Source organism: Flavobacterium sp. FlaQc-49, assembly GCF_044005985.1.
Classification (GTDB): Bacteria; Bacteroidota; Bacteroidia; order Flavobacteriales; family Flavobacteriaceae; genus Flavobacterium; species Flavobacterium cupriresistens.
The window spans coordinates 685,345-710,840 of sequence record NZ_JBIPCS010000001.1; the positions used below are offsets into that span (position 1 = coordinate 685,345).

Genomic DNA, 25,496 nt, shown 5'->3' on the forward strand with positions numbered 1-25,496 from the left:
AAACAATCATGAAAAAGATATTCAATTTTTTTACTGTTTTAGGTTTACTAGCAGTAACGGCATGTAGTAATGATTTCCTCGAACAACAATCACCGGATCAACTCGACTCCTCTACCTTCTGGAGAAATAAAGCTGACGCCGAAGCAGGTCTTTCTGCCACCTATGCCTTTCTGGAAGCTTCCATTGACGAATATTCCTTCTCTGAAATAAAATGGCCCGTAGAAGCCTATCGTGAAGACATTTGCAAATTAGGAAGTGATGCTCTTAATTATCAAAGCTGGGTAGAATTGGCTGATTTTACTTATACTAACGGAAACACTCAATTTACCAGTTATTGGAAATACAATTACCGCGGGATCAGTAATGCCAATCAGGTTATTACCAAAGTAGGTGAAATGTCCTCCTCCACTATTAGCGATGCCGACAGAAACCAAATCATTGCAGAAGCTCGTTTTTTAAGAGCTTATTACCATTTAAAATTAATTTTGAACTGGGAGAAAATCAAGATCAGAAACAAATACATCACGGATCAAGCTCAAATTAGTATTCCACTTTCTGAGCGTGCAGAAGCATGGGATTTTATTATCGGCGAATTAAAAGCAGTTGCCACCGTACTTCCTCCATCGCAACCGGCAGAAAAAGCAGGTCGTGCAACCAGCGGAGCAGCTAACAGTTATCTTGGTTTTGCTTATTTAACGAGAGCCTACGAAGAAACAGCACAGAAACAAACTTATCTTACGGAGTCTCTTGCTGCTTTTAACAAAGTTCAGGGTTACGAACTTGTAAAAGATTATGTAAGTCTTTTTAACGGAACTAATAAAAACTCTAAAGAATCTATTTTTGAACTTCAATTTACAGAGAACACTTCAAATGGTGCTTTCTATCGTACTGCCTTACACTTCTGGATGGCGGCCAGCGAACTGGGTGGTTGGGATGAAATCCTGCCAACAACTATGTTGATGAACGAGTTTAAAAAAGAAGGAAAAATAGCGACTACAGGAAATTATGATACTCGTCTTTACAGTAATATTTTCTTTAAAGATCCTTATTTTAATGATGCGGCTAATCCAAGAATTTTTGGAGCTACTTATGATCAAAAATTCGGAACTTTAGACAAGCCTGTTTTCCGTAAATACCTGCCTCCTACTCAGGAACAAATGGATACTGAGTTTTTAGGACTTAATGTTCCTTTAATGCGTTACTCGAATGTTCTTTTGATGAAAGCAGAAGCCCTAAACGAGTTACAACGTCCGGCCGAAGCAATTCCTTTTATCAACGCGGTTCGTGAGCGCGCAGACATGCCCAATATGACAGGTACTACCTACGATGCTGTAAAAACTCAAATCGAACATGAAAGAATTATTGAGTTTCCTTTAGAAAACTTCCGCTTTTACGATTTACGTCGTTGGGGAAAAACCAAAGCGGCTCTTGATGCCGTTGGCCGCACCAATTTTGATGCTGCAAAAAATAACTTTTATCCGGTTCCTTTAACGGAAATACAAAATAATTAGACTTATTTTTACCCTGAAAGCAGTACAAAACTCTTTCAGGGTAATTATTTCAAAACATCAAATAAATTAAATATCATGTCCAAAAAAGAAGCATTTTCTATTTTTTTGTTCTTTTTAATGATGCAGAGTACTTTTGCTCAAAATAAATACACCAACTTAGAAGCCAGTAAAAACAGTCTGGATTACAAAGGAGACCCTAAAAATGCCACAGATCGAAAATCACTCGCTTTTTCTGATAAAGGAGCCTGGTTTGGATTCGGCTTTTTGGAACCCGCCGTAGCTCAGGGTGGATTCTCAGGCCCTTTCTTAATGACAGAGCAAAACGGAGTCTGGCTAAGTGCTTCTTTTATTTCTTTACATCTAATCGATGAAAAACAACAAGAACTTATCGATTGGAAAACGGCTTTAGTACAACAAAATAGTTATAACAGTCATTTAGAACAACAATTTCAAAACGATCAACTGGAGGTAATCCAACAACTGGTATTTTCATCCGGTCAATCTGCTATTCAAAAAACAACAATCAAAAATCGATCATCAAAAACGATAACGCTTACTCCTGCTTATTATTCTAAAATATATCTCGATAATCTACAGTTTTCAGCAGAAGAGAATGCGATCAAAATCGTTTCTTCAAAGAGCAATGCTATTGGACATATTCAATTCCTTAGCGCAAAAAGTACCATCGAAATCACAAAAGAAGGTTTCGCTGCCAAAACTGCTGAACTTACTTTAAAACCTAATGAAACTAAGGAAATTGTAGTTTCTCAGACCTATATTTTTCCACAATACGATTGGAAAAAAGAAAAGGAAGATCTCTCAAAAATAAAATTTAATACGCTTTTAGAAAATACAAAACGAGAGAAAGAAAAGCAACTGTCTCAGTTAATTTCGAAAAAGAAATCAATATATAAAGGAACCGATTATTCTGTTTTCCTAGCCAAACTGGTTCTTACTTTACAAAACAACAGCCGAATTGCGGCCGAAGGATTAAAACACGAAGGTATATTTCCGAGTTATCATTACGAATGGTTTCATGGTTTCTGGGCATGGGACAGTTGGAAACATGCAGCAGCGGCAGCTCATTTTGCACCCGAATTAGCCAAAAACCAAATGCGTGCTTTATTTGATTTTCAGTCGCCAAATGGTTTTATCCCGGATTGTATTTACAGAGATACTTCCATTGAACCTAACAATTACAGAAATACAAAATCCCCTCTTGCCGCTTGGGCGGTTTGGGAAATTTACAAACAGACTAAAGATGTCGATTTCATAAAAGAATTTTATCCAAAGTTGAAAAAATACCATGCGTGGTGGTACAAAGATCGCGATCACGATCAGGATGGTCTTTGCGAATTTGGTTCAACAGACGGTACTTTAATTGCCGGAAAATGGGAAAGTGGTATGGATAACGCTGTTCGTTTTGACAATAGTAAGATATTAAAAAACGGTGAAAATGCATATTCAATGGATCAGGAAAGCGTTGATCTAAATTCTTTTTTATATGCCGAAAAAAACTATTTGGCTATGATGGCTAACGTTTTAAAACTAGCAGACGAAGAGAAAAACTGGAAGACAGAAAGTGAGCAATTAAAAAATCAGATTCAGACTCAATTTTGGGACGCCAGTTCAGGTTGGTTTTACGACACTACAATTGATGGTAAGAATTTTATAAAAGATATGGGCTGCGAAGGTTATTTACCGCTTTGGGTACAAGCTGCAACCAGCGAGCAGGCAAAAGCTATAAAAAACAATTTGTTAGATCCGTTGTCTTTTAACACGTTTGTTCCTCTGCCGACTTTAGCCGCAAATCAATCAAAATTCAAACCGGATAATGGGTATTGGAGAGGTCCAATCTGGCTCGATCAAAGTTATTTCGGAATTGATGGTTTACGAAAATACGGATATGTAAACGAAGCCAATCAGCTTTCAAACAAACTTATTCATAATGCAGAAGGCGCTTTTGAGAAAGGAAAATCGATTCGCGAAAATTACCATCCTATTACCGGAAAAGGTTTAGAATCGGAAAATTTTAGCTGGTCAGCGGCACATTATTTATTATTACTTTTAAACGATTAGAGGTTGAAGAATACATAGAATGGGACGCGGATTATGCGGGTGTGCTGGCGCACAAACGCGGATAAAAACGGATTTTTTTTTATTTAAAATGGGTTTGTTTCTTTTGCTTAAATTCATTTACATTTAAACAAAGACTCGATAATAGTCAGCAGCTTGTACGTCAAGAAAGAAACATAGATAAGACAAACTAAAAAAATCCGTTTTTATCCGCGTCTTCACGATAGTGAATCCGTACAATCCGCGTCCAAACCTAATCAACAGTATAAAAATTGAGAAACCAATTAAGAAATGAAGCATGTGCAGAAGCAATAATAAATAGTTAAACCATATAAGTAATGTAAGTTCATTTAAAACAAAGCTTATATTTTCTTAAATGACTTATATGGTTTAAAATTTTGCGTCCTCATGATAATTCAACACTATAAAAATTGATAAAACCAATTAAGAAATGAAGCATTACAATTCGAGATTAACCAAATTTATAGCATCAATAGTACTGCTGTCGGGTGGCTTTTCTACTTCCTTATTTGCGCAGGAAAAGAAAACTCCACAAACAGAAAAGGCAGATCCAAAACGTTTTTTCACCAAATCTGATCTGATGCAGATTGGTGTTTATTATTATCCCGAACAATGGCCGAGGGAACAATGGGAACGCGACTTAAAAAACATCAAAAAATTAGGTTTTGAATTCACGCATTTCGCCGAATTTGCCTGGACTTATATGGAACCTGAACAAGGAAAATATGATTTCAAATGGCTTGATGATGCTTTAGCAATAGCCAAAAAAGAAGGCTTAAAAGTAATTCTTTGCACCCCAACACCAACGCCTCCGGCATGGATGGGCGACAAATATCCTGAAATCTATCTGACCGACGCTAATGGCCGTCGCAGAGAACATGGCAACAGAGCTAATGTATCTGTAACGAATGAAAAATACCGTGAATTTACCGATCAGATTGTTGCTGAATTGGGAAAACGCTACGGAAAAAACAAAAACATTATGGGTTGGCAGATCGATAATGAGCCTTTGGCAACAGCCGATTTTAGCCCTTCTGCCCGCAAAGCTTTTCAAGTTTGGTTAAAAGCTAAATATGGAACCATCGAAAAATTAAATACCGAATGGGTCGGTAGTTTTTGGAGCACGCGTTATTCCAATTTCGAACAAATAATTTTACCTAATGCCGAGATCTATTTTGAAGATAAGTTAAGCCCGCATGCTGTTTTGGATTTCAAACGCTTTACCTCAGACGCACAAGCCGAGTATCTGAACAGACAAGCCGAAATACTTAGAAAATATATTGATCCGAAACAATGGATTACTACCAATTTTACGAATGTAATTTATGATGCCAACCCAAGGAGTGCCGATAAAATGGATTTCATTACCTACACCATGTATCCCGTAAGCGGTCAAAATCCGCTGGGTGGTCAGAGTTTTAGAATGGGTTCTCCAAGCAAAATTTCAGAAGCAAACGATTATTACCGTTCCATAACTGGTGTAACCGGTGTTATGGAAATGCAACCGGGGCAGGTAAACTGGGCGGGTATTAATCCGCAGTTATTACCGGGAACCGTGCACATGTGGCTTTCTCAGGCTTTTGGCGGTAATTGTTCATTTACTTGCACTTATCGATACAGACATCCGCTGGGAAGCAGTGAAATGTACCATGACGGTATTGTGGGGACTGATGGTGTTACACTTTCGCAAGGTGGTAAGGAATTTGTTGAATCAATACAAGACATGAAATTGTTGCGCAAAGAGTACGATCCTAAAGCCGTATTGCCACAAAATCTGCTAAAAAGAAAGACCGGTTTCTTATGGAGTCATGATAACCTTTGGGACTTGGAAAACCAAAAACAAACAAAATTCTGGAATACCTGGAAACATAGAAATACGTATACTGCTGCTATTAAATCTACGGGAGCTCCGATGGATTTTATTACCGAAGCAGACAACTTTGCTGATTATCCGTTTATCGTCGCTCCGGCTTATCAGCTTATTGATCAAAAATTAGTTGCCAAATGGCAGAAATATGTTGAAAATGGAGGTCACCTAATCTTATCTTGCCGTACGGGACAAAAAGACAAAAACGGACATTTTTTTGAAGCTAACTGGAGCGCACCAATCGTACCGCTAATAGGTGCTGAAGTGGATTTCTTCGATATGTTGGTTTCGGATGTGAATGGAGTTGTAAAAGCAGGAAACACTACTTTTCAATGGAATACTTGGGCCGATGTGCTTACACCCAAACAAGGAACAGAAGTTCTGGCAACTTATGAAGATCAATTTTATAAAGGAAAAGCGGCAGCAGTAACTCGAAAATTAGGCAAAGGAACAATTACCTACGTTGGGGTTGAAAGCAATGACGGGAACTTAGAAAGAGAAATTGTTCGTACGATCTACACTCGTGCCAATGTTGCAATTGAAAATTTACCAAAAGGTGTTTTTATCGAATGGAGAGATGGTTTTTATGTGGTTGTAAATTATACTAATGAGCCCGTTAATTTACCAATTCCGCAAGGCAGTAAAATACTGGTTGGACAAAACCCGTTATTGCCTGCACAAGCGGTAATCTGGAAATAAACTATTACTCTCAGGGTCTTTTGATTATCCTGATTTTTTGCCACGAATTTCACTAATTGCCACGAATTATTTTCTTGCCACAGATTACACTGATTCCCACAGATTAAATCTTTTTAATTCTTTTAATCTGTGACAAAAAAGTAGGTACAAGTGTGTAATTTGGTTTTGACAGAATAAAAATAGCACGCAGATTTTGCAGATCTTGGAGATTTCCGCAAAAGAAACGATAAAAAAATCTGCTAAATCTGCTAAATCTGCGTGAAAAAAAAATAGGCAAAAGTGCATGATTTGAGCTTGACAGACTAAAACTTATGCAAATGAATAATGCCACAAATTACACTGATTCTCACAGATTAAATCTTTTTAATCCTTTTAATCTGTGGCAAAAAAGTAGGTACAAGTGTGTAATTTGGTTTTGACGGAATAAAAATAGCACGCAGATTTTGCAGATCTTGGAGATTTCCGCAAAAGTAACGATAAAAAAATCTGCTAAATCTGCGTGAAAAAAAAGTAAGCAAAAGGGTGTAATTTGGCTGGATATACTAAAAATTATACAAATAAATAATGCCACAGATTACACTGATTCTCACAGATTAAATCTTTTTTTAATTCTTTTAATCTGTGGCAAAAAAAGTAGGTACAAGTTTGTAATTTGGTTTTGACAGAATAAAAATAGCACGCAGATTTTGCAGATCTTGGAGATTTCCGCAAAAGAAACGATAAAAAAATCTGCTAAATCTGCTAAATCTGCGTGAGAAAAAAAGTAAGCAAAAGTGTGTAATTTGGTTTTGACAAAATAAAAATAGCACGCAGATTTAGCAGATCTTGGAGATTTCCGCAAAAGAAGTGATAAAAAAATCTGCTAAATCTGCTAAATCTGCGTGAAAAAAAAGTAGGCAAAAGTGTGTAAGTTGACTTTATATGCTAAAAATTATACAAATGAATAATTACACTAATTTCCACGAATTAAATCTTTTTAATCCTTTTAATCTGTGGCAAAAAAAACAAACGAAAGTGTGTACTTTTAACTACAAACAAGACCACTAAAAAGAAATATAAAAAATAAATACTAAAAATAATGACTTTTTCAGAAGCAGCTATTCAAACCTTAGTAAAGGAACATTACGGATTAAACGTTAGTGTCAAATCATTAAATGGATATGATGAATTAAACTTTCTTCTGTCTAATGATCAAAATGAAAAATACATTCTAAAAATATCCAACGAAAGTCATTCCTTTCCCTTTTTGGAAGCTCAGGTCAAAATTATCAGACATTTGTCCCAAAGCAATATGGCCGATTTGTTTCAGCATTTTTGCCTTAATAAAGAAGGAGAAGAATTAACCAAAATTGAAAAAGATTCTAAAATCTATTACCTGAGAATTCTAAACTTTCTGGAGGGTACTTTTTGGGTCGAAAAAGAGCATAAGCCTAATTCGTTATTTCATAATCTAGGTTCCTTTTTAGGGAATATGGATAAAGCACTTCAGGATTTTTCGCACCTTGCAATGCATCGCAGTTATACCTGGGATATTAGTCGTGCCAGTGAAGCAAACGATGGCCTTAAGTACATTTTAAATCACGAGAGAAGGCGTATTGCGTCTTACTTCCTGTTGCAGTTTGATACAGAAATTGTTCCTAAAATACATCAATTGCGTCATGCTTATATTCACAATGATGCCAATGATTATAATGTACTTGTTCAGGAGGATAAGATAAGTGGTTTGATAGATTTCGGAGATATGGTTTTTACGGCCCTAATCAACAATCTTGCGATTGCTTGTACGTATGCCATGCTGGATCAGGAAGATCCATTGGCTTGTGCGGCTTTAATTGTAGCAGGATACCATAAAGCCTACCCTCTTACCGAACAGGAAACAGATCTGCTGTATTATTTAATAGCCGGAAGACTTTGCATCAGCGTTACACAATCGGCTTACAATGCTTCTTTGGACAGTGACAACGAACATCATTTTATTACCGAAAGACCCGCTTGGGATCTGTTGTATCAGCTCATCAAAATTAACCCGATCAAAGCGCAGGATACTTTTAGAAAAGCTTGTGGTTTTGAAGGTGTTATTAAAGAAAATGATTATAGCGACCTCTTAAAAGTCCGTCAGGAAAAGATTGGTCGTAATTTAAGCATTGGTTACAAAGACAAACTAAAAATTGTAAAAGGCGCTTTGCAATATCTGTATGACGATCAAGGACGCACTTTTGTGGATTGCGTAAATAACCCTTCACACGTGGGACATTGCCATCCGGTAGTCGTTCGAAGAATGCAAAAACAAATTGCATCGTTAAATACCAATACCCGATATTTAAATGATACTATTATTGAATATGCTGAAAAACTTACGGCAACCTTACCTCCTGCTTTAAGTGTTTGTTATTTTGTGAATTCCGGCAGTGAAGCCAATGATCTTGCCATTCGAATGAGCCGTCATTATACCAAACAAAAAGATGTCATTGTTTTAGATCATGCGTATCACGGCACTTCGACTGTTGCCATGGAAATGAGTCCGTACAAATTTGACAGTAAAGGCGGTTTTGGTAAAATGCCTTGGATTCACAAAGCCATTAATCCTGATTTATACCGTGGTCCTTACCAATACGGGGATGCAAATGCAGGCGAAAAATATGCCGCCGATGTGCAACGCATTATCGAAGATTTAAAAACAGAAGGAAAAGCTCCCGCTGTATTTATCTGCGAAACTCTTTTAGGCGTTGGCGGACAGATTCCGCTTCCTGAGAATTATTTAAAAACAGCCTATCAATATGTCAGAGCTGCAGGAGGTATTTGTATTGCCGATGAAGTCCAAGTTGGTTTTGGAAGAATCGGGGATCATTTTTGGGGTTTTGAACTGCAAGATGTTGTTCCGGATATTGTTGTCTTAGGAAAACCAATAGGAAATGGCCATCCGCTAGCTGCAGTAATTGTTACTAATGAAATTGCTGATGCCTTCAACAACGGTTTGGAGTATTTTAACACCTTTGGCGGTAACCCAGTATCTATGACAGCAGGTCTGGCAGTTTTAGATGTAATTCAGGAAGAAGAAATGCAGCAACATGCGCTGGAAGTAGGCAATCATTTAATGGATGGTTTAAGAAATTTAATGACCAAACACCCGATTATTAGTGATGTTAGAGGTCATGGTTTGTTTATTGGTGCAGAGATGGTCAAAGACCCAATTACTATGGAACCTGCAGTTGCCGAAATTGATCGTGTCGTAGAAAAAATGAAAGAGAAAGGATATCTACTGAGTACAGACGGGCCTTTGCATAATGTTTTAAAAATAAAGCCACCAATGCCTTTTAATAAACAAAATGCAGATGAAATGGTTGCTTTATTGGATCTGGCATTGAGTGAATTATAAGGAATCTAGGAACTAATTAGCTAAAAGTTTGGCACACGGATGAAACGGATTCGCTATGCGAAGACGCGGATTTTTGCGGATTTTTCTTTTTTTGTGTGGGATGGTTGTTTGGTGAAGATTTGAATAAGAATTCCGCGGAGATTCGCAGAGGCCACACAGAGACACACAAAGAATCATAAAACTTTGTGTGTCTCTGTGTAACCTTTGTGAAGCTTTGTGAAACTTTCTTAAGTGCTAAGGATTCACCTGAAAATGATTTTGTAGAAGGCTTTTGCCTAAAAAGTATTAAAATGAATAATAGTAATAATAATCCGCTTTCGGAACCAATTTCCCATCTTGAAAATTTAGAAAAACAATTGGAAGGTAAATTATTTTATGACCACACCATGCGTTTGTTATATGCTACAGATGCAAGTGCTTATAAAGAAATGCCGTTGGCTGTTGCGATTCCTAAAACAAAGGAAGACATTCAGAAAATCATTGCTTTTGCACGTGAAAATAAGAGTAGTGTGATTCCGCGTGCGGCTGGGACTTCACTTGCAGGTCAGGTAGTCGGTAATGGAATTATTGTCGACATCTCACAAGAATTCACCCAAATTATTTCGGTGGATGAGAGCAATAAAACAGCATGGGTTGAACCGGGTGTAATTCGTGATGAACTTAATCTTTACCTGAAACCCTATCAACTATTTTTTGGCCCTGAAACGTCTACCAGCAATCGTTGTATGATTGGGGGTATGGTAGGAAACAATGCCTGTGGTGCCCGATCGGTAGTCTACGGCTCGACAAGAGAACATCTTTTAGAAATAAAGGGCTTTTTGGCTGATGGAAATGAAGTCACTTTCAAAGCATTAACCAACGCTGAATTTGAAAACAAATGCAACGGCATTGACACGGTAAGTCCTTTAGAGCAATCGATTTACGTTCAAATTAAAGAAGTAGTATCGTCTGAAACCAACAGGCTTTTATTCGATAAAAATTTCCCTAAAAAATCAATTCCAAGGAGGAACACCGGTTATGCATTGGATTTATTAGCCGATAGTATGCCGTTTGCTGCTACTGATGAGAAGTTTAATTTTTGTAAATTAATTGCCGGATCAGAAGGAACTTTATTCTTTGCTACTGCTATAAAACTAAACTTAGTTCCTGCTCTGAAACCTTTTGCTGCTTTGGTTTGCATTCATTTTGAAAGTCTTAACGATTCTTTGAAAGCTAATCTGGAAGCCCTGAAATTCAATCCTGATAGTGTTGAACTTATTGATCATTATATACTGGAATGTACTAAAGAGAATTTAGAACAAAGTAAGAATCGTTTTTTTGTAGAAGGAGACCCTCAAGCCATTCTTGTGGTTGAATTTTTAAGAGATACACAAGAAGAAATAGATACGATAGCCAAAGAAATGGAGTTTTTAATGCGTTCTAAAAACTTAGGCTACCATTTTCCGATAGTTTATGGCGAAGAGACTAACAAAGTATGGAATTTACGAAAAGCCGGACTTGGATTATTGTCTAATATACCCGGAGACGCAAAAGCAGTCGCAGTTATTGAAGATACGGCTGTCGATGTAAATGATTTGCCAGCCTTTATCGAAGATTTTAATGCGATATTAAAACAACGCAATTTAAGTTGTGTTCATTACGCACATGCGGCAACAGGTGAATTGCACCTGCGCCCTATTATCAATTTAAAAACCAAAGAAGGTGCCGCCCTTTTTAGAACTATAGCCACAGACATTGCGCATTTGGTAAAAGAATATAAAGGATCACTTAGTGGTGAACATGGCGACGGAAGGCTTCGTGGTGAGTTTATCCCAATGATGCTCGGAGAAGAAATATACCAACTGTTTATCCAACTTAAAAACACCTGGGATCCCTGGAATGTTTTTAATCCGGGAAAAATTGTGAACACGCCTCCAATGGACACCAATTTAAGATATACTCCGGGACAGGATACTCCAATGCCGGAAACTTACTTTGATTTCTCTGAACACAACGGCATCCTTCGTGCTGCCGAAATGTGTAATGGTTCGGGAGATTGCAGAAAAACCGAGAAAAGCGGTGGTACGATGTGTCCCAGTTATATGGCTACGCGAAACGAAAAACACACCACTCGCGCAAGAGCAAACATGCTCAGAGAAACCATCACTACCTCAACAAAAGAAAACAAATTTGACGCTGAAGAACTTCTTGAAGTACTCGATTTGTGTTTGAGTTGTAAAGGTTGTAAATCCGAATGTCCTTCTAATGTTGATATGGCCAAGTTAAAAGCGGAAACCTTACAACAAAACTATGATGTAAATGGAGTCAAATTTCGTTCCAGTCTGATTGGAAATACACCAAAAATAAATGCTGTTTTTGCTACAGTTCCGTGGGTTTATAATTTATCTACTAAAGGTTTTTTGGGTAACCTCATCAAAAAATCGACTGGATTTGCGGTTGAAAGACAACTACCGCAAATGCATAAAATCACTTTTGCAAAATGGATAAAAACACACGTTCAAAAAGGGAATTTTATCCACGGTCAGGTCTATTTGTACAACGATGAATTTTTAAACTATTATGATGTCGAAATAGGTCAAACGGCAGTTCAATTATTAAATCGTTTAGGGTATGAAGTAGTAGTTCCTGAAATTGGCATAAGCGGAAGAACCTATTTGTCAAAAGGCATGTTAAAAGAAGCTCGAGAAATTGCAGAAAAAAACATACTGGCTTTCGAAAAACATATGCCAAAGGATGCTATTCTAATCGGAATAGAACCTTCTGCCATCTTATCGTTTCGCGATGAATATCCTGATTTATGTCGTGGTATATTGAAAGAAAAAGCTAAAACATTTGCGGGCAGAACGTTACTTATTGAAGAATTTTTGGCCCGTGAATTAGACGAAGGACGTATATCGTCTGTTAGTTTTACAAATAAAGAAGAACGTGTACGCATGCACGGTCATTGTTTTCAAAAAGCGTTGTCTTCTTTAGTTCCTTTGAAAAAAATTCTGATGCTTCCGAAAAACTATACCGTTCTAAATATTCCAAGTGGTTGTTGTGGTATGGCGGGGTCATTTGGTTATGAAAAAGAACATTATGACATTTCAATGAAAATTGGAGAATTGGTTTTGTTTCCCTCGATTCGCTCTGAAAAGGAAGCTACTTTAATCTCAGCATCAGGAACCAGCTGTAGACATCAAATAAAAGACGGTACCAACCGAAATGCACAGCATCCTGTGAGTATATTGTATAATGCTTTAAAATAATTTGATCCTTTTTCACTTTGAAAATAAAAATATACAACAAAAAAGGCTGTCTTACCAATAGTAAAACAGCCTCTCTTTTGTCATTAAAATTGATCAAAACAACGAATTAAACAATTCATTATCAATCCTTTTTAAAATTTTAAAATTTATTTTTTAATTATTTTTCTGGTGGTTACCGTTCCGTTATCTGAAATAAACTGAACTAAATAAACCCCGGGAACCTGATTCGCAATGTTTACATCAAAATCTCTCTGTTTAGCGGTTCTTTCTTTAAATACAACTCTGTTGTAAATGCTAACTATTCTTAAAGTTCCTTGTTGCTCATTGTTAATACTGATTTTAAACACTCCGTCTGTCGGATTAGGATAAATTGTAAACAATTGAGACTCGGCTGCTTCTTTAAGAACAATTTCATTTCCTTTGGTATTGGCCTGTTTTTCGGCTCTTACAAGGGCAAAACGTTCACCGCCTTCCAGTTCTCCTTTTAGAGCATCTTCCTGAATAAGGTCTAATGTGATCTGCTGATCCAGAGGGAAATCTTTCGCTACTTTAAAGTCAAATGTTATTCCGAAAGTTTCCTCATTGTCAATCGGTAAATTTGCAATCGCACCTTCTCTGTTAGTAATCAGAATTTTGTTTTTATCAATAATCTGAACTCCTTTCAGACTTCCGTTTGCTTGCGCTCTTTCAAAAAGACGGTCATCCAGTGTCGCTACGATTGTTCCTCCTAATTCAAAGAAGTTGTTTTTAAGCTCTTCATTAAATCCTTTGTCTACAAATCTTATATTAATAGTTTTAGACTTTACTCCTCTTATAAATACTGCTGTAGGGGGAACAAAATCGGTTGTATTTAAATTATAAACACTTAGGTTCTTCCAGGCAATATTATTATTGTTTTTAGCATTTGGAGTAATTACAACACCATTGACTTCATTAGGCATTGGATCTCTTGGAGATTCGATTCTGGCAATTAAGCAGAAATGATGCTGATCATACGTATAATCTGCCGGGTTTGGCGGATACCATGGCACCATTACTATCGTGCTACCTCCTACCGGTATTGACGGGATACTTACTTCACCAATCTCATCACCGTGTTTTACTGCTCCGACACTAAAGTTCACAAAATTAGTAGGCCATACCAATCCGGATGACGCTTTTGCAAAATAGAGTCTTACTTTTGCAGAAGAACTTGGACTTGTTCCCTTGTTATAAACTCTGATGTATACTCCGTTTGGAGAACTCAATTTAAACTCAGGGTTCTGATGCGAAAGTCCAGCATCAATACTTTGTCTTACCCAAATGTCATCGCTGATCCACATTGGACCTAAATCAGGATTTGGCTCTAAACCTGTATCAAAAGGTCGGTCTTTGATGTACAAATCCGCTATTGGCAAAGTGATACCGGTAACAATTACAGAATATTTCTGACTGCTGTTCACCAACGTTCCTTTGTGCGTAATTTTTACCGTATAGACACCTGCAGCGCCTACAATAGCAATTCTTTCAAAAGGGTCTCTGGTATTATCTCCCAATCCGTTTGTTGTAGCTGACAACAATCTGTATGGGAAAACGGTACCTGCCGAATTGGTTACTCGTATGTCAAGGTCATTTACAAGTCGGGCTGTACCCACATTTACAATACTTCCCGGATTGGCAGTTCCGGCAGGATCTGTCCAGGATATCGAAGCGATTAACGGATTTACTCCATCTGATGTTACCGGAAAACTATAAGAACCACCGTTTGGTAAGGTATGTTCCTGAATGATCGCTAAAGTTCCATTTTTCGTAATAGTTTCTGCCGCAAATTTTGCATTTAACAAACCCCATCCAAATATAGCATCAGGACCTGTGGGTCCGGCATCATCTGCAGTGTGTAAAGCCAGTCCTTTTAAAGTTGCCGCACGCATAAAATTTCCTTTCAGATTTTTGTAGTGCTGTTGCAATAAAAGTAAAGTACCGGTAACGTTTGGTGATGCCATAGAAGTTCCCGTTGCATTACCATAACTCGTATTGGTCAATGGCGTAATTACTGATGTAAGTGTAGCGGTAGAATAAACAGAGGTTCCATTTCCGGTAAGATCCGGTTTGATTCTTAAATCATCTGTTGGTCCTTGACTGCTCGAAGTATTAATCGTTACGCTGGTTAAGGCTCCGGTTGAACTGATCACAGCATCATTGGCATTAGCAATTACCAAATTGTTCTTCGCAGTCGCATATCCTGTTAATTTATCGTAGCTCGGATTCCCTCCCAGCGGACTCGGATTTGCGGTATTGTCAGTACCGTCGTTACCGGCTGCTTTTATCATCAAATAGTAAGGCGCATTAAACATTAAATTGTCCCAGTCTCTTGCGAAAGTTTCATACGCTCCAAATCGCCAAGGTGCCATTATCACAGTTCCTGCAGAATTTCTTAATCCCCATCCGTAGGAATGATTGGACAGCAACATACCGTTTGAGGCTGCGGTCGTAGCCTCAGCTAAATCAGAATTCCATTCATTTGTTCTTGCAGTTGCCATATTGGCCATTCCCTTTGAAGCAGCTACCAAACCAGCTGCAACAATAGTACCTGTAACATGGTTCGCATGTTGGCTGTTATTACTGGTCGTTATGATAGTGGTAACACCATCAGAAATAGAAACCCTTCCTCCAAACTCATTGTGAGTAGGAAGCGTGGCTCCACCGTCCCAAACATAAGCAGTCATCGATTGTCCATTTAAGTTGAGTCCCAAACCACCGCCTGAATTCAGAAAGTTTGCACGGGTCGATTTGGCAGCATTTACGTTTTCAGGTGTAAAATAAAGAGGTTGTTTACCATCTGCAGAAACGCCCATCAATTCACTCACAGTACCGTCTTTATTTTTAAATGTGGTACTCCAGCCATTGGTTTTGGCCAGACTTAAAGCTCGGTCCTTATTTCGGTCTGACTCACTCTTGTATTGTTTACTTAGCGCTTCCAGCTCTGTTATATTTGAATTTTGTCTAATCTTTTGAATATCATTCTGCGTTTGGGAATACGTTATTCCACATACGCAAAAGAGCATATATTTGTATAATTTTTTCATATGATTTTTGTTTTAATGGGTTGTTTTGTTCTCATAAACTCTTCATAAGAAAAAGGCGGACTTCTGTCACTCATAATCCCAGAGCATTCAGAAAATACATTTGTTTTGATTTTCATAATTCCAGTTGGTTAAGGGTTAATAAAGAATAGTTTTATTGTAATCCGTTGGTATTCGAAAAATAAACTTGTTCAACTTTATTTACAAAAACTCTAATTTTTGTAAGATTTATTCATTAAACACAACAAAACTCGTTAAACAAAACGAACCAAAAAAGAGTATAAATACCTGATTTAAAACACATTGACTTTTCAGCTCTCCAACAACAATCAACCGGATACCAATTCGACTTTAATCTATCAATGCGCCATTTAAAAAGAAGTAAGGATCTTATTCACTCCCTCTTCTACTTTCCAAAAAGCATACAAGCTGAATTATTTTTTATATTTTTGAATGGAGCATTAATATCCTCATTTTAAAAGATATGAAACCACTATTAGTATTAATCAGCGTTTTTCTGATCTCCTTAGTTTCTATTATTCTTCTTTCCGGAGATTACAATTTTGCATTAGCGGCACGAATTGCGATGTCGGCGATGTTACTGTTCACGGCTATAGCACATTTTGTATTTGCAAAGGGAATGAGCATGATGTTACCGGACTTTATTCCGTATAAAACGGTCGTTATCTGGTTAACCGGATTCATTGAAATTGCTGCTGCGATCGGACTCTTAATTCCGCAAATCAGAATAATAACCGCTTGGCTGCTCATTGTGTTTTTTATTCTTATACTTCCGGCTAATATATACGCCGCTACTAAACAGATCGATTATCAAAAAGGGACTTTTGACGGAAAAGGAACGACTTATTTGTATTTTAGGATTCCATTACAAATCCTTTTTATTGTTTGGGTTTATCTGTCGGCAATCATCAACTAACTAATTCAAGTTGTTAGTTTTTTTTTAATCTGTTACTATTTGAATGGCTTTCTGCTTTAGCTCAATGGCATTAGGTTAAGAGATTTTTTCACGCAGATTCTGCTGATTTTCTTTCATACAATTTTAACTCATTTCTTGAAATACTTAATTCATCCTTTTTTTTCCTTAGCTTATTGTTTTGTCGTTGCCGGACCGTTCTTATTCAAATAGTTTTGTCTTATAAATTCAACCCTTTAACACTAAAACAATGAATAAAGAATTAGTTTTTTTAAGAACATTCGCGATCGCCACCTCGTTAGGAATGATTGTTCTCACAAGCTCCGCTTTCAAAGAAAAAAGCAATACAAAATTTACTGAAATTGATGTAGAACGGATCAATATTGTAGAAAAAGACGGCACGGTAAAAATGATTATTACCAATGTAGACCGTTTTCCAAACGGAAAGGATATCATCAATAAAAGGCCTACTAATGAAGGGCGAAAAAAACGTTCGGGCATGCTTTTCTTTAATGAAGAAGGTATTGAATGCGGCGGTTTTATCTATGACGGTCAGAAAAAAGAAAACGGGCACTCAGCCGGTTTGTCACTTACCTACGACCAATACGATGGTGATCAGGTCATGCAATTGCTTACACAAGATTACATTAAGGGAGACAAAAGAGTCGTATCCAGTACTCTTGCTTTTAACGATCGCCCGGCAAAAGAATCACAGTTGAAAACCTTTGAAATAACACAAGAACTGGCAGAATTACGCAAAAAAGATCCACAGGCAATGGAGAAAAAACTAAAGGAGTATGAAGAACAAGGCTTGTTAGGAGGCGCTACACGAGTAATGCTCGGAAAATCAAGAAGTCAAAACAACGGGCTGTTTCTGTTTGATGATAAAGGAAAACCAAAAGCGATGTTTTATGTAGACAAAGAAAACAAAGCCAAATTGGACTTCTTTGATGACAACGGTGCTATCATTGCTTCATTCCCCGAAAATAAAACCAAATAAACTTCAGGTCAATAGTGCTGCAAAATTAGAAATGCTATTTTTGTATTGATACATCGTCTATAGAAAATGAAAAACATGCTATCTCAACTTAAACAAGCCCGGTATTTTCTACTGTTTGTCTTTTTATTCTCTTACGCACAATCGATACAAGTCCGTTTTTTAATAAGACAGAAATTAAACTGGTTTATTTTTACACCGGAGGCTGCTATAGCTTCACTTATGTCGTCCTGTGTTTTATTCCTGATCCTTTATTTTTTCATCAAACGCTGGCAAAAATCAGAGCTCTTTAGTTTCAAAGAAGTATTAAAAATATTCAGCTTCTCCTTGTTGGTCTTTTTAGCAACAATGAAAACTATAGGGCTGCTGCTTGCCCTCCTATTTGATACATTTGAGCGCAACTTCAATCAGAAAACGCTGCTTTTATCAACCTTTTCGGAACTAATGGATGCGATTATTTACGGGAGTTTTTTTCTGACTTATTACTATTATCAAAAAAATAAAACGAATCAAAAGCAACTTATAGTTTACAATCAGGCTTTGGCAGAAACTAAAATTGATCGGCTAAAAGCACAACTTAACCCTCATTTTTTGTTTAACAATCTTAATGTACTGGATCAGCTTATTGAAGAAGATCAGCTGCAAGCTTCTGATTTCTTAAATGAGTTTGCTGAAATTTACCGTTATGTTTTACAGGTCTCGGACAAAAAAATAATTGCTTTGGAAGAAGAATATGCTTTTGCTAAAAAATACTTCAACCTGATGCAATACAAATACGGGACTGCTTACCAATTGCAAACAGAAACTTTAGATCTAAGCGGAAGTATTGTACCGTTAACATTACAATTGCTTTTAGAAAATGCCATTCAACACAATTTAGGAACAGAGGCAAATCCGATTCGTATAAAAATAAACAGAGATTCTAAACTCACGGTAAGCAACACTATTGTACCAAAACGCAATTCAAAAACCTTATCAGGAAGGGCACTACAGAACTTAAAAGAGCAATACTTTCTGTTAACAAAAGACCAAATCGAAATTGAAAAAACGGCTACTACTTTTTCTGTTTCTATACCTCTAATTTCAAACTAACCACAATGATAAAAGTGCTAATCATAGAAGATGAGATTCCGGCAAGAAACAAACTGAAAAGATTTCTCAGTCAGCTTAACGAAAGTATTGAAGTAGTGGGCGAAATAGATACTGTAGAGGCTGCAATTGCATTTTTGAACACAACAAAAGTAGATCTGATCCTTTCGGATATTGAATTGCTGGATGGAAATGCTTTTGAAATCTATACGCAAGTTAAAATTAACTGTCCGATTATTTTCACCACGGCCTACGATCAATTTCTGATGGATGCGTTTGAGAATTATGGTATCGAATATCTTTTGAAGCCTTTTTCGATGGAACGTTTTCAAAAAGCCTGGGACAAATACCTATTGTTAGGAAAATCAAACTCTAACGAAAGTGATTTGGTCGCTAAATTAAATCAGATTCTTCAAAACAATAATCGGGCAAAGACCTATAAAGAGCGTTTCACGATCAGTAGTCCGAAAGGGATTTATTTTATAGAAACAAATGGTATTTTGTTTTTTGAAGCCAACGAAGGGGTGTTATTTGCTTTCGATACAACAGGAAAAAAACATTTGCTGAATGAGACAACGCTTAAAGAAATTGAATTTTTACTCGATCCACGGGCTTTTTTCAGAATTAACCGTAGTGAATTGGTTCATAAAAAATATGTTGAAAGAGTCGAGCGTTATTCTAAAAATGCTTTTGCTTTAAAAATAAAAGGATATGAAAAACACCTGAAGACCAGTCAAAGCAATACCGCTTCTTTTCGGGAATGGATAGAGCAATAATTGTTTCGTACAAAGGTTTAAAGAGGCAAACACTCAAAGGTCCAAAAGATACAGCGGCAGACGCTAAAAACTTTGTGGCTTTGTGACTTCGTGGCTTTGTAGCTCTCCCTCACTATCCTCAAAAAAAAAAACATCTGACATAAATACGAATATGCCAGATGTAATCACAAATCAATCACTGAGGATTAAAATCTTTATTTCACTAAATAAGAAACAGCATCTGCTTCACAAAGTCTAAAATATCCCATCGCGTAACTATCAGCGTTTTTGGTATTGACAATATTGCCTCTGATATTACCTGGTGGAACAGAGAAAGGATTTCCTTGTGAAGCTTCCAAAATTAGCTTCATATAGTTAAAAAAGTTCTTCGAAATACCACGATTCACAATAGCAATGGTTTTACCCGGTTTTAAATCTGTATCTCCGAATTGAATACTTATTTCATTCCCATTTAGTAACTCATCATCTGAATTTACATAAAGAGGAAACTTTAAAAAATCACTTTTGAAATCTGTGAGATAATAATTGCTCTTATCAGCCGGGTCATTAAAATAAATCTGAACCACAAGCACATCAGGACCTGATATATCCGGTACATATTTTTGTTCAACTTTATTAATTGGAGTTACGGAAGTTAACTTTTCAACAGCAGTAAAACTTTGCCCTTCTGCCTGTACATGAAGCACATAATCCATATCTACCACAGGAACAAAATTAGTACATACATATACGCCGGGTGCCGATTCGTTAAAAATGAAACTGGTTCCATTGCTGTTCTCCACTCTTACCTGTGCTCCTGAAACTTTTGGTGTGTCAGCATTATAATAAGATGTCGTTTTACTGATTCTTATGGTCTGCTCGCTACCTGTAGTTCCTTTTTTCCAAATTAGTTCCGCATCGATTACAATCTTAGGGGTTCCTTCATTTAAATCCAACTTTACTGTATCTTCACAGGAAGAAAAAAACAAAACAAACAAACCACTAAATAAAGCAAGTACGCTGCTTTTAAAATTATACTTTATTACTCTTTGCATGCCATTAAAATTTAAAATTATAAGAAATACTCGGTACTAATCCAAAAATAGACAGCCTTTTGGTCTCATTAAGTCCTGTGTCTTCATTTGTTGTAAACGCCATTGAAACTGCATTTGCTCTATTATAGATATTGTAGATGCTAAATACCCAGTAGCTTTGCCATCCTTTCTTTTTGTCCGGTTTAGGCGTGTAAGTTGCCGCTACATCTAAGTGATGGTATAAGGGTAATCTATTTTCATTTCTCACTCCGTAATTTGGCACATTAAGTTCACCAAAATTGTAATAACTACCGGCATAGGTTACCGGCTGACCTGATCGCAATGAAAAATTAGCATTAAAAGACCATTTTGGACTAAAATCATAGTTCCCCACTATATTTAAATTATGCAATTTGTCATAGCCTGATAAATACCAGTCTCCATTAGCAATACCCGGTTCATCCGGAGTTCTTCCCGGAGTCTTTTGTTCCGCTCTTGACAAGGTATAAGAAACCCATCCTGTGAAATTACCTTTGTTTTTACGGAATAATAATTCCATACCATATGCTCTGGCTTTACCGTTCAGAATAACCTGTTCAATGTCATCGTTTGCCACTACATCTGCCCCGTCAATATAATCGATTCGATTTTGGATGTTCTTATAAAACAACTCCCCTTCAAAAGAATAATCCCCTTCCTTAAAATTTCTGAAATAACCTACAGCATATTGATCCAATAATTGTGGTTTTGTAAAAGGACCACTTGGTGTCCAGACATTCATTGGCATTGGAGATTGTGTATTGGATAACATATGAATATACTGCGCCATCCTGTTGTAACTTGCTTTAACAGAATTATCATCATTAAAAGCATAAGACAATGCCAATCGAGGTTCTAAATTATCGAATTTACTAATGGTTTGACCATTTTTATAGGACTTAGTTCCGGTTGGAGTACCTTCTTCATAAATGTTATACAACGGATTATATACTACAGCTTTCCCGTCTTTGTATGTATTAATATCTTCCGCACCCAAACGTAAAAACATACTGTAACGAAGTCCGTAACGAAGATTCAGTTTCTCTGTAATCTGATGCTCAAAATCAATATAGGCAGAACTTTCAAAGGCATATTTTTTATTCAACTGTTTGTAATTAAACTGAGAACCTGCACCTGAAGGCTTCACGGTACCCGGATTAAAATCATAATACAAACCATCGATACCATAGTTGAGTTTTAGTTTCTCTGATCTAATGTAATTCCAATTGTACTTAAGTCCGTAACTGCTGATTTTACTGTCCCATTCAAACTTTTCTTCCGTCATCGTTAGGTTAAACTTATAATCACTGTATAAAACCGATAAATTAGTGTTCAGAGATTCCGAAAATTTATGCTTCCAACTTAAAATACCCATTGCATTTCCGTAGGTACTGGCGAAACGTTTATTCAAATCAAACAAATCACTTCCTAAATAACCGGAGAACGTAAGGCTGTTATTCGGACTAAGGCGATAATTCAACTTAGCGTTAAAGTCATAAAACATAGCCGAATTTTTATTATCCGCCAGTTTCATAAATAAATGAGCATAAGAAGCACGTCCGGCTACGATAAAAGAGCCTTTTTCTTTTTTTATGGGTCCTTGCACTAAGAGCCGACTCGAGATAAGACCGATTCCTCCATTTACTTTATACTTTTCAAAATCTCCTGTCTGCTGGGCCACATCAAGAACAGAAGAAACACGTCCTCCATATTTAGACGAAATCCCTCCTTTGTACAAATCTAATGCACTAACGATGTCAGCATTAAAAATGGAAAAAAAACCAAACATATGAGAGTCTCCATACACCGGAGCACCATCTAAAAGAATCAGATTCTGATCTGCTGCACCTCCACGGACATTAAAACCCGATGACAGATCTCCTGCATTGGTAACACCCGGCAAGGTTAATAACGATTTTAAAGGATCGGGTTCTCCCAAAGCAACCGGAATTCTTTTGATGTCCTCCATCGAAAGTCTGTTGACACTCATTTGTGTATTCCTAACGTCTACTGCTTTAGTGTTTGTTATGATTACCTGATCTAATTGTTGACTATCAGAAGCAATACTAAAATTAATTGAAACATCATCGGAAACCGTAATTTGCTTCTCTTTCGTACTGTATCCCAAATAACTAATCGAAACGGTATAACTTCCTTTGGGTAATTCTAAGGTAAACTTTCCGTTTTTATCGGTTATAATACCCGTTTCGAGTTCTTTAATAAAAACGTTGGCACCAATAACCGTTTCATTGTTTTCATCAAAAACCTGACCTGTTACTTTATTTTTTTTTTTTGTTGTTTTTGGCGCTTTGTGTTTTACAAAAATGTTATTCCCCACAATTGAAAATTGAATCTGTGCATTCTTATTCAGTTCGGCGATCAGTTTCTCTATTTCGATCTTTTTGTAAGTACTTTTTCTTGTAAAATATTTCTGACTGGTATCAATTTGATCCGTAAAGGCAAATTTAAAGTCTGTTTGTTGTTCAATTTGCTTAAATAATTCTTTTAATGTTACGGTTTGATCTACTGTAACCGTTACGTTTTGGGAAAACACACTAAAACTGAGTAAAAAAAAGCATACTGTAATTAAATGCTTCATAAAAATTTGTATTTTTGAATATTATTAAGTGGAATAGCATCATGCTATCCATACTAAGGGAGGATGTTTAGTTTCGCGGCTAGTGCATCCTTTTCTTTTCTATTGAAAAGTAATCTGCTTTATTTCTTCATTTACTTCAAAATTTAGGTTATACATTTCTGAGATTAATTGGATTATGGTTTTTAAATTTTCCTTTTTATTGATTCTCAATGTAATTCTTTGAGTATCAAATTCTTTTGGGAGTATCATTTTATAACCATAGTTGGTCTCAATGTAGGTACTGAGTACTACTAGTTTTTCATTTTCAAAATCCACAAAGCGGTTGAAATCGGTCACTGCCACAATCTTATTGCTATAAGTGAATTTTTCACCGGGTTTCAGTATCCAGTTTTCTTTTTGGTCTTTTACATTCATCTGAACACTTCCCTCAAAAAGTTCAACAACTACTTCTTTATCAGTAGATCCATTAACTGAAAAGGAAGTCCCTAGAACAGTTGTAGTGGTCTCTTTGCAAAAAACCTGAAAAGGATGTTTTTTATCTTTTTTAACTTTAAAATAGGCTGATCCTTCTACCTCGATCTTTCTGTTTGAAATAAAATTACTGACGTATTTGATTTTAGAATTCGGGTTTAATTCTACCACTGAACTATCGGGTAAGAATACACTTTTTACCTTAGAAGTTGGATTTTCAATGATAGTTGAAGCAACAAAATTATCCACTTGTAATGGGTTATCAGTGTTGAAAACTCTGGTTCCAATAAAGCCAAAAATTAAAATTGCCGCTGCCGCTGCATAATACATCCAATGTTTCAATTTCCGTTCTTTCGAAGGAAAGGTTTTTGCTTGGAATTGCTCCCAAGAAGTTTCTTTTTCACTATCTGAATGCGAAACAGGGGTCTCCTCCCACATTTTTTTTAATTCTTCTTCCAGTTTATTTTCATCCATATCTTTGGGGCGTTAAAGTTTCTGACAATAATATCCTTGTTTATTAAAAACACCATAGACCATTTCTTTAATATCTCTATTGGTCTCAATTCTTAAAATAGTATCACAACCTTCTGTGTCAAAGTTCATGATACAATCAGAAATAACAAATTGCAACAATGCTACAATATACCTAGCTTGCTCTTTTGTTCTAACATCGGTTTTGTAAACTTCTATATCCATTTCTACAGTCTGTTTTTATATATAACAAACGAAAACAGAAAAGTTCCTAATGGTTTTCGATTTTTTTTCTAATAAATTTACTGGCAAGATAAATATGATTGGCAATGGTCTTCTCAGAAAGATCCGTAAGTGCTGCAATTTCTTTATAGCTAAGATTTTCCAGTTTGTGTAAAGTAAATATTTTTTGTTGTTGTTCAGGAAGCTGATTTATGAAATTGTATAATTTTTCTTTTTTTTCTTCAAAATCTCCTGTATCCGTAACCTCTTCTGCAATTTCAACTTTTAAAGGATTAAGTTGAACTATTTTATTTTCTCTGTTCACATGATTGAGGATGATATTTTTACAGATCGTAAACAATTGTTTGTCCAACAAAACATCTTCGTGAAGTAATTCCCGCTTATCGTAAAGTCTTAGAAAAGTTTCCTGAACAAAGTCTTCAGGAGTTAGAAGTTTAAAGTCGAATCTTTTAGCGATACTTACCAATCGATCATAATAAGTAAGATAAACCTCTTTGAAGGATGCTTCATTGCCTTTTTTCAAACTTCCTATAAACTTCCTATTGTCCATAACTTAACTATGATAACTACTCTAAACTGTTTGACGGCAATTATATTGTGTTTCAAAATTGAAAACATAAAACTGCAAGGATCTCAGATTGGAAATCTATTGAATCGCTTTGCCAATTTCAATGCTGTAGAAAAGTGCAAAGAACCGTAATTTAATTCTATATTTTATGTCTGCTGCAATAAAGTTTTTAGCAATTACAGCTATTGAAAAGCTCTAGATTAGTCGTGTCTTTTAAGAATATGTTACACAGGGATGAAAAAAAAATAGGACAGATCGAAACCGTGCCATAATTTACATCTGAACGATGCTTCTTCAGGGCTAAAAAAAATCGCACAAAGACGCAAAGGCGCAAAGTTTTTTACTTTTAAAACTTGGCGGCTTGGCGTCTTGGCGAGAACCATTTCATGAGCTGTACTGAAGTCTCTATCTCTTACAATTACAGCAAACGATTTTT

15 protein-coding genes are annotated in these 25,496 nt (G+C 36.4%); 9 read left to right on the plus strand and 6 right to left on the minus strand.

Annotation, left to right across the window (positions count from 1 at the left end):
* The first annotated feature begins 8 nt into the window (after positions 1 to 8).
* The 5 genes from ACHRV3_RS02415 (at position 9) to ACHRV3_RS02435 (ending at position 12,798) form a co-directional block, all read left to right on the plus strand.
* The gene (locus tag ACHRV3_RS02415; RefSeq protein ID WP_395434417.1) at positions 9 to 1,511 is read left to right on the plus strand and encodes a RagB/SusD family nutrient uptake outer membrane protein; all 1,503 of its coding nucleotides are present in this window, start codon (positions 9 to 11) and stop codon (positions 1,509 to 1,511) included.
* A gap of 75 nt (positions 1,512 to 1,586) precedes the next feature.
* Positions 1,587 to 3,590: an MGH1-like glycoside hydrolase domain-containing protein gene (locus tag ACHRV3_RS02420; RefSeq protein WP_395434418.1), complete on the plus strand. Its 2,004-nt coding sequence runs from the start codon at positions 1,587 to 1,589 to the stop codon at positions 3,588 to 3,590.
* A 448-nt stretch (positions 3,591 to 4,038) separates the two neighbouring features.
* Positions 4,039 to 6,174 carry a beta-galactosidase gene (locus tag ACHRV3_RS02425; protein WP_395434419.1) on the plus strand — a complete coding sequence of 712 codons (2,136 nt, stop codon included), beginning with the start codon at positions 4,039 to 4,041 and terminating at the stop codon, positions 6,172 to 6,174.
* A 1,078-nt stretch (positions 6,175 to 7,252) separates the two neighbouring features.
* Entirely contained in the window at positions 7,253 to 9,550 is a 2,298-nt protein-coding gene (locus ACHRV3_RS02430) for an aminotransferase class III-fold pyridoxal phosphate-dependent enzyme (protein ID WP_395434420.1), read from the plus strand.
* A 290-nt stretch (positions 9,551 to 9,840) separates the two neighbouring features.
* Entirely contained in the window at positions 9,841 to 12,798 is a 2,958-nt protein-coding gene (locus ACHRV3_RS02435; protein ID WP_395434421.1) for an FAD-binding and (Fe-S)-binding domain-containing protein, read from the plus strand.
* Positions 12,799 to 12,944: 146 nt separating this feature from the next.
* On the opposite strand, the gene ACHRV3_RS02440 is transcribed toward ACHRV3_RS02435, so the two are convergent.
* Positions 12,945 to 15,863 carry a S8 family serine peptidase gene (locus ACHRV3_RS02440; protein WP_395434422.1) on the minus strand — a complete coding sequence of 973 codons (2,919 nt, stop codon included), beginning with the start codon at positions 15,861 to 15,863 and terminating at the stop codon, positions 12,945 to 12,947.
* Between the two features lie 481 nt (positions 15,864 to 16,344).
* Here ACHRV3_RS02440 and ACHRV3_RS02445 point away from each other — a divergent pair, with 481 nt between their 5' ends.
* The 4 genes from ACHRV3_RS02445 (at position 16,345) to ACHRV3_RS02460 (ending at position 19,656) form a co-directional block, all read left to right on the plus strand.
* Entirely contained in the window at positions 16,345 to 16,797 is a 453-nt protein-coding gene (locus tag ACHRV3_RS02445) for a hypothetical protein (RefSeq protein WP_395434423.1), read from the plus strand.
* A gap of 247 nt (positions 16,798 to 17,044) precedes the next feature.
* The gene (locus ACHRV3_RS02450; protein WP_395434424.1) at positions 17,045 to 17,794 is read left to right on the plus strand and encodes a hypothetical protein; all 750 of its coding nucleotides are present in this window, start codon (positions 17,045 to 17,047) and stop codon (positions 17,792 to 17,794) included.
* A 75-nt stretch (positions 17,795 to 17,869) separates the two neighbouring features.
* A complete protein-coding gene (locus ACHRV3_RS02455) occupies positions 17,870 to 18,883 on the plus strand; it encodes a sensor histidine kinase (protein WP_395442772.1) in 1,014 nt (337 codons plus the stop codon).
* 5 nt (positions 18,884 to 18,888) lie between these two features.
* Positions 18,889 to 19,656 (plus strand): LytR/AlgR family response regulator transcription factor, encoded by a 768-nt coding sequence (locus tag ACHRV3_RS02460; RefSeq protein WP_395434427.1) that lies wholly within the window; start codon positions 18,889 to 18,891, stop codon positions 19,654 to 19,656.
* A gap of 194 nt (positions 19,657 to 19,850) precedes the next feature.
* Here the strand turns inward: ACHRV3_RS02460 and ACHRV3_RS02465 are convergent, their stop codons facing one another.
* The 5 genes from ACHRV3_RS02465 to ACHRV3_RS02485 all read right to left on the minus strand — a co-directional run bounded on the left by ACHRV3_RS02465 (position 19,851) and on the right by ACHRV3_RS02485 (position 25,042).
* Positions 19,851 to 20,690 (minus strand): DUF4249 domain-containing protein, encoded by an 840-nt coding sequence (locus tag ACHRV3_RS02465; RefSeq protein ID WP_047778853.1) that lies wholly within the window; start codon positions 20,688 to 20,690, stop codon positions 19,851 to 19,853.
* Between the two features lie 4 nt (positions 20,691 to 20,694).
* Positions 20,695 to 23,307 (minus strand): carboxypeptidase-like regulatory domain-containing protein, encoded by a 2,613-nt coding sequence (locus tag ACHRV3_RS02470; RefSeq protein WP_395434428.1) that lies wholly within the window; start codon positions 23,305 to 23,307, stop codon positions 20,695 to 20,697.
* Positions 23,308 to 23,406: 99 nt separating this feature from the next.
* A complete protein-coding gene (locus tag ACHRV3_RS02475; protein WP_395434429.1) occupies positions 23,407 to 24,252 on the minus strand; it encodes a FecR family protein in 846 nt (281 codons plus the stop codon).
* A 12-nt stretch (positions 24,253 to 24,264) separates the two neighbouring features.
* Positions 24,265 to 24,474, minus strand: a complete 210-nt coding sequence (locus ACHRV3_RS02480; protein WP_230002219.1) for a hypothetical protein — start codon at positions 24,472 to 24,474, stop codon at positions 24,265 to 24,267.
* Positions 24,475 to 24,520: 46 nt separating this feature from the next.
* Positions 24,521 to 25,042 carry an RNA polymerase sigma factor gene (locus tag ACHRV3_RS02485; protein WP_395434430.1) on the minus strand — a complete coding sequence of 174 codons (522 nt, stop codon included), beginning with the start codon at positions 25,040 to 25,042 and terminating at the stop codon, positions 24,521 to 24,523.
* Positions 25,043 to 25,496: the final 454 nt, after the last annotated feature.

Excerpts from the sequence above, each read along its gene's own strand:
- ACHRV3_RS02440 (WP_395434422.1), bottom strand. The coding sequence starts at position 15,863 with ATGAAAAAATTATACAAATATATGCTCTTTTGCGTATGTGGAATAACG.
- ACHRV3_RS02425 (WP_395434419.1), top strand. The coding sequence starts at position 4,039 with ATGAAGCATTACAATTCGAGATTAACCAAATTTATAGCATCAATAGTA.
- ACHRV3_RS02470 (WP_395434428.1), bottom strand. The coding sequence starts at position 23,307 with ATGAAGCATTTAATTACAGTATGCTTTTTTTTACTCAGTTTTAGTGTG.
- ACHRV3_RS02485 (WP_395434430.1), bottom strand. The coding sequence starts at position 25,042 with ATGGACAATAGGAAGTTTATAGGAAGTTTGAAAAAAGGCAATGAAGCA.
- ACHRV3_RS02450 (WP_395434424.1), top strand. The coding sequence starts at position 17,045 with ATGAATAAAGAATTAGTTTTTTTAAGAACATTCGCGATCGCCACCTCG.
- ACHRV3_RS02415 (WP_395434417.1), top strand. The coding sequence starts at position 9 with ATGAAAAAGATATTCAATTTTTTTACTGTTTTAGGTTTACTAGCAGTA.
- ACHRV3_RS02475 (WP_395434429.1), bottom strand. The coding sequence starts at position 24,252 with ATGGATGAAAATAAACTGGAAGAAGAATTAAAAAAAATGTGGGAGGAG.
- ACHRV3_RS02465 (WP_047778853.1), bottom strand. The coding sequence starts at position 20,690 with ATGCAAAGAGTAATAAAGTATAATTTTAAAAGCAGCGTACTTGCTTTA.
- ACHRV3_RS02480 (WP_230002219.1), bottom strand. The coding sequence starts at position 24,474 with ATGGATATAGAAGTTTACAAAACCGATGTTAGAACAAAAGAGCAAGCT.
- ACHRV3_RS02430 (WP_395434420.1), top strand. The coding sequence starts at position 7,253 with ATGACTTTTTCAGAAGCAGCTATTCAAACCTTAGTAAAGGAACATTAC.
- ACHRV3_RS02435 (WP_395434421.1), top strand. The coding sequence starts at position 9,841 with ATGAATAATAGTAATAATAATCCGCTTTCGGAACCAATTTCCCATCTT.
- ACHRV3_RS02460 (WP_395434427.1), top strand. The coding sequence starts at position 18,889 with ATGATAAAAGTGCTAATCATAGAAGATGAGATTCCGGCAAGAAACAAA.
- ACHRV3_RS02445 (WP_395434423.1), top strand. The coding sequence starts at position 16,345 with ATGAAACCACTATTAGTATTAATCAGCGTTTTTCTGATCTCCTTAGTT.
- ACHRV3_RS02455 (WP_395442772.1), top strand. The coding sequence starts at position 17,870 with ATGCTATCTCAACTTAAACAAGCCCGGTATTTTCTACTGTTTGTCTTT.
- ACHRV3_RS02420 (WP_395434418.1), top strand. The coding sequence starts at position 1,587 with ATGTCCAAAAAAGAAGCATTTTCTATTTTTTTGTTCTTTTTAATGATG.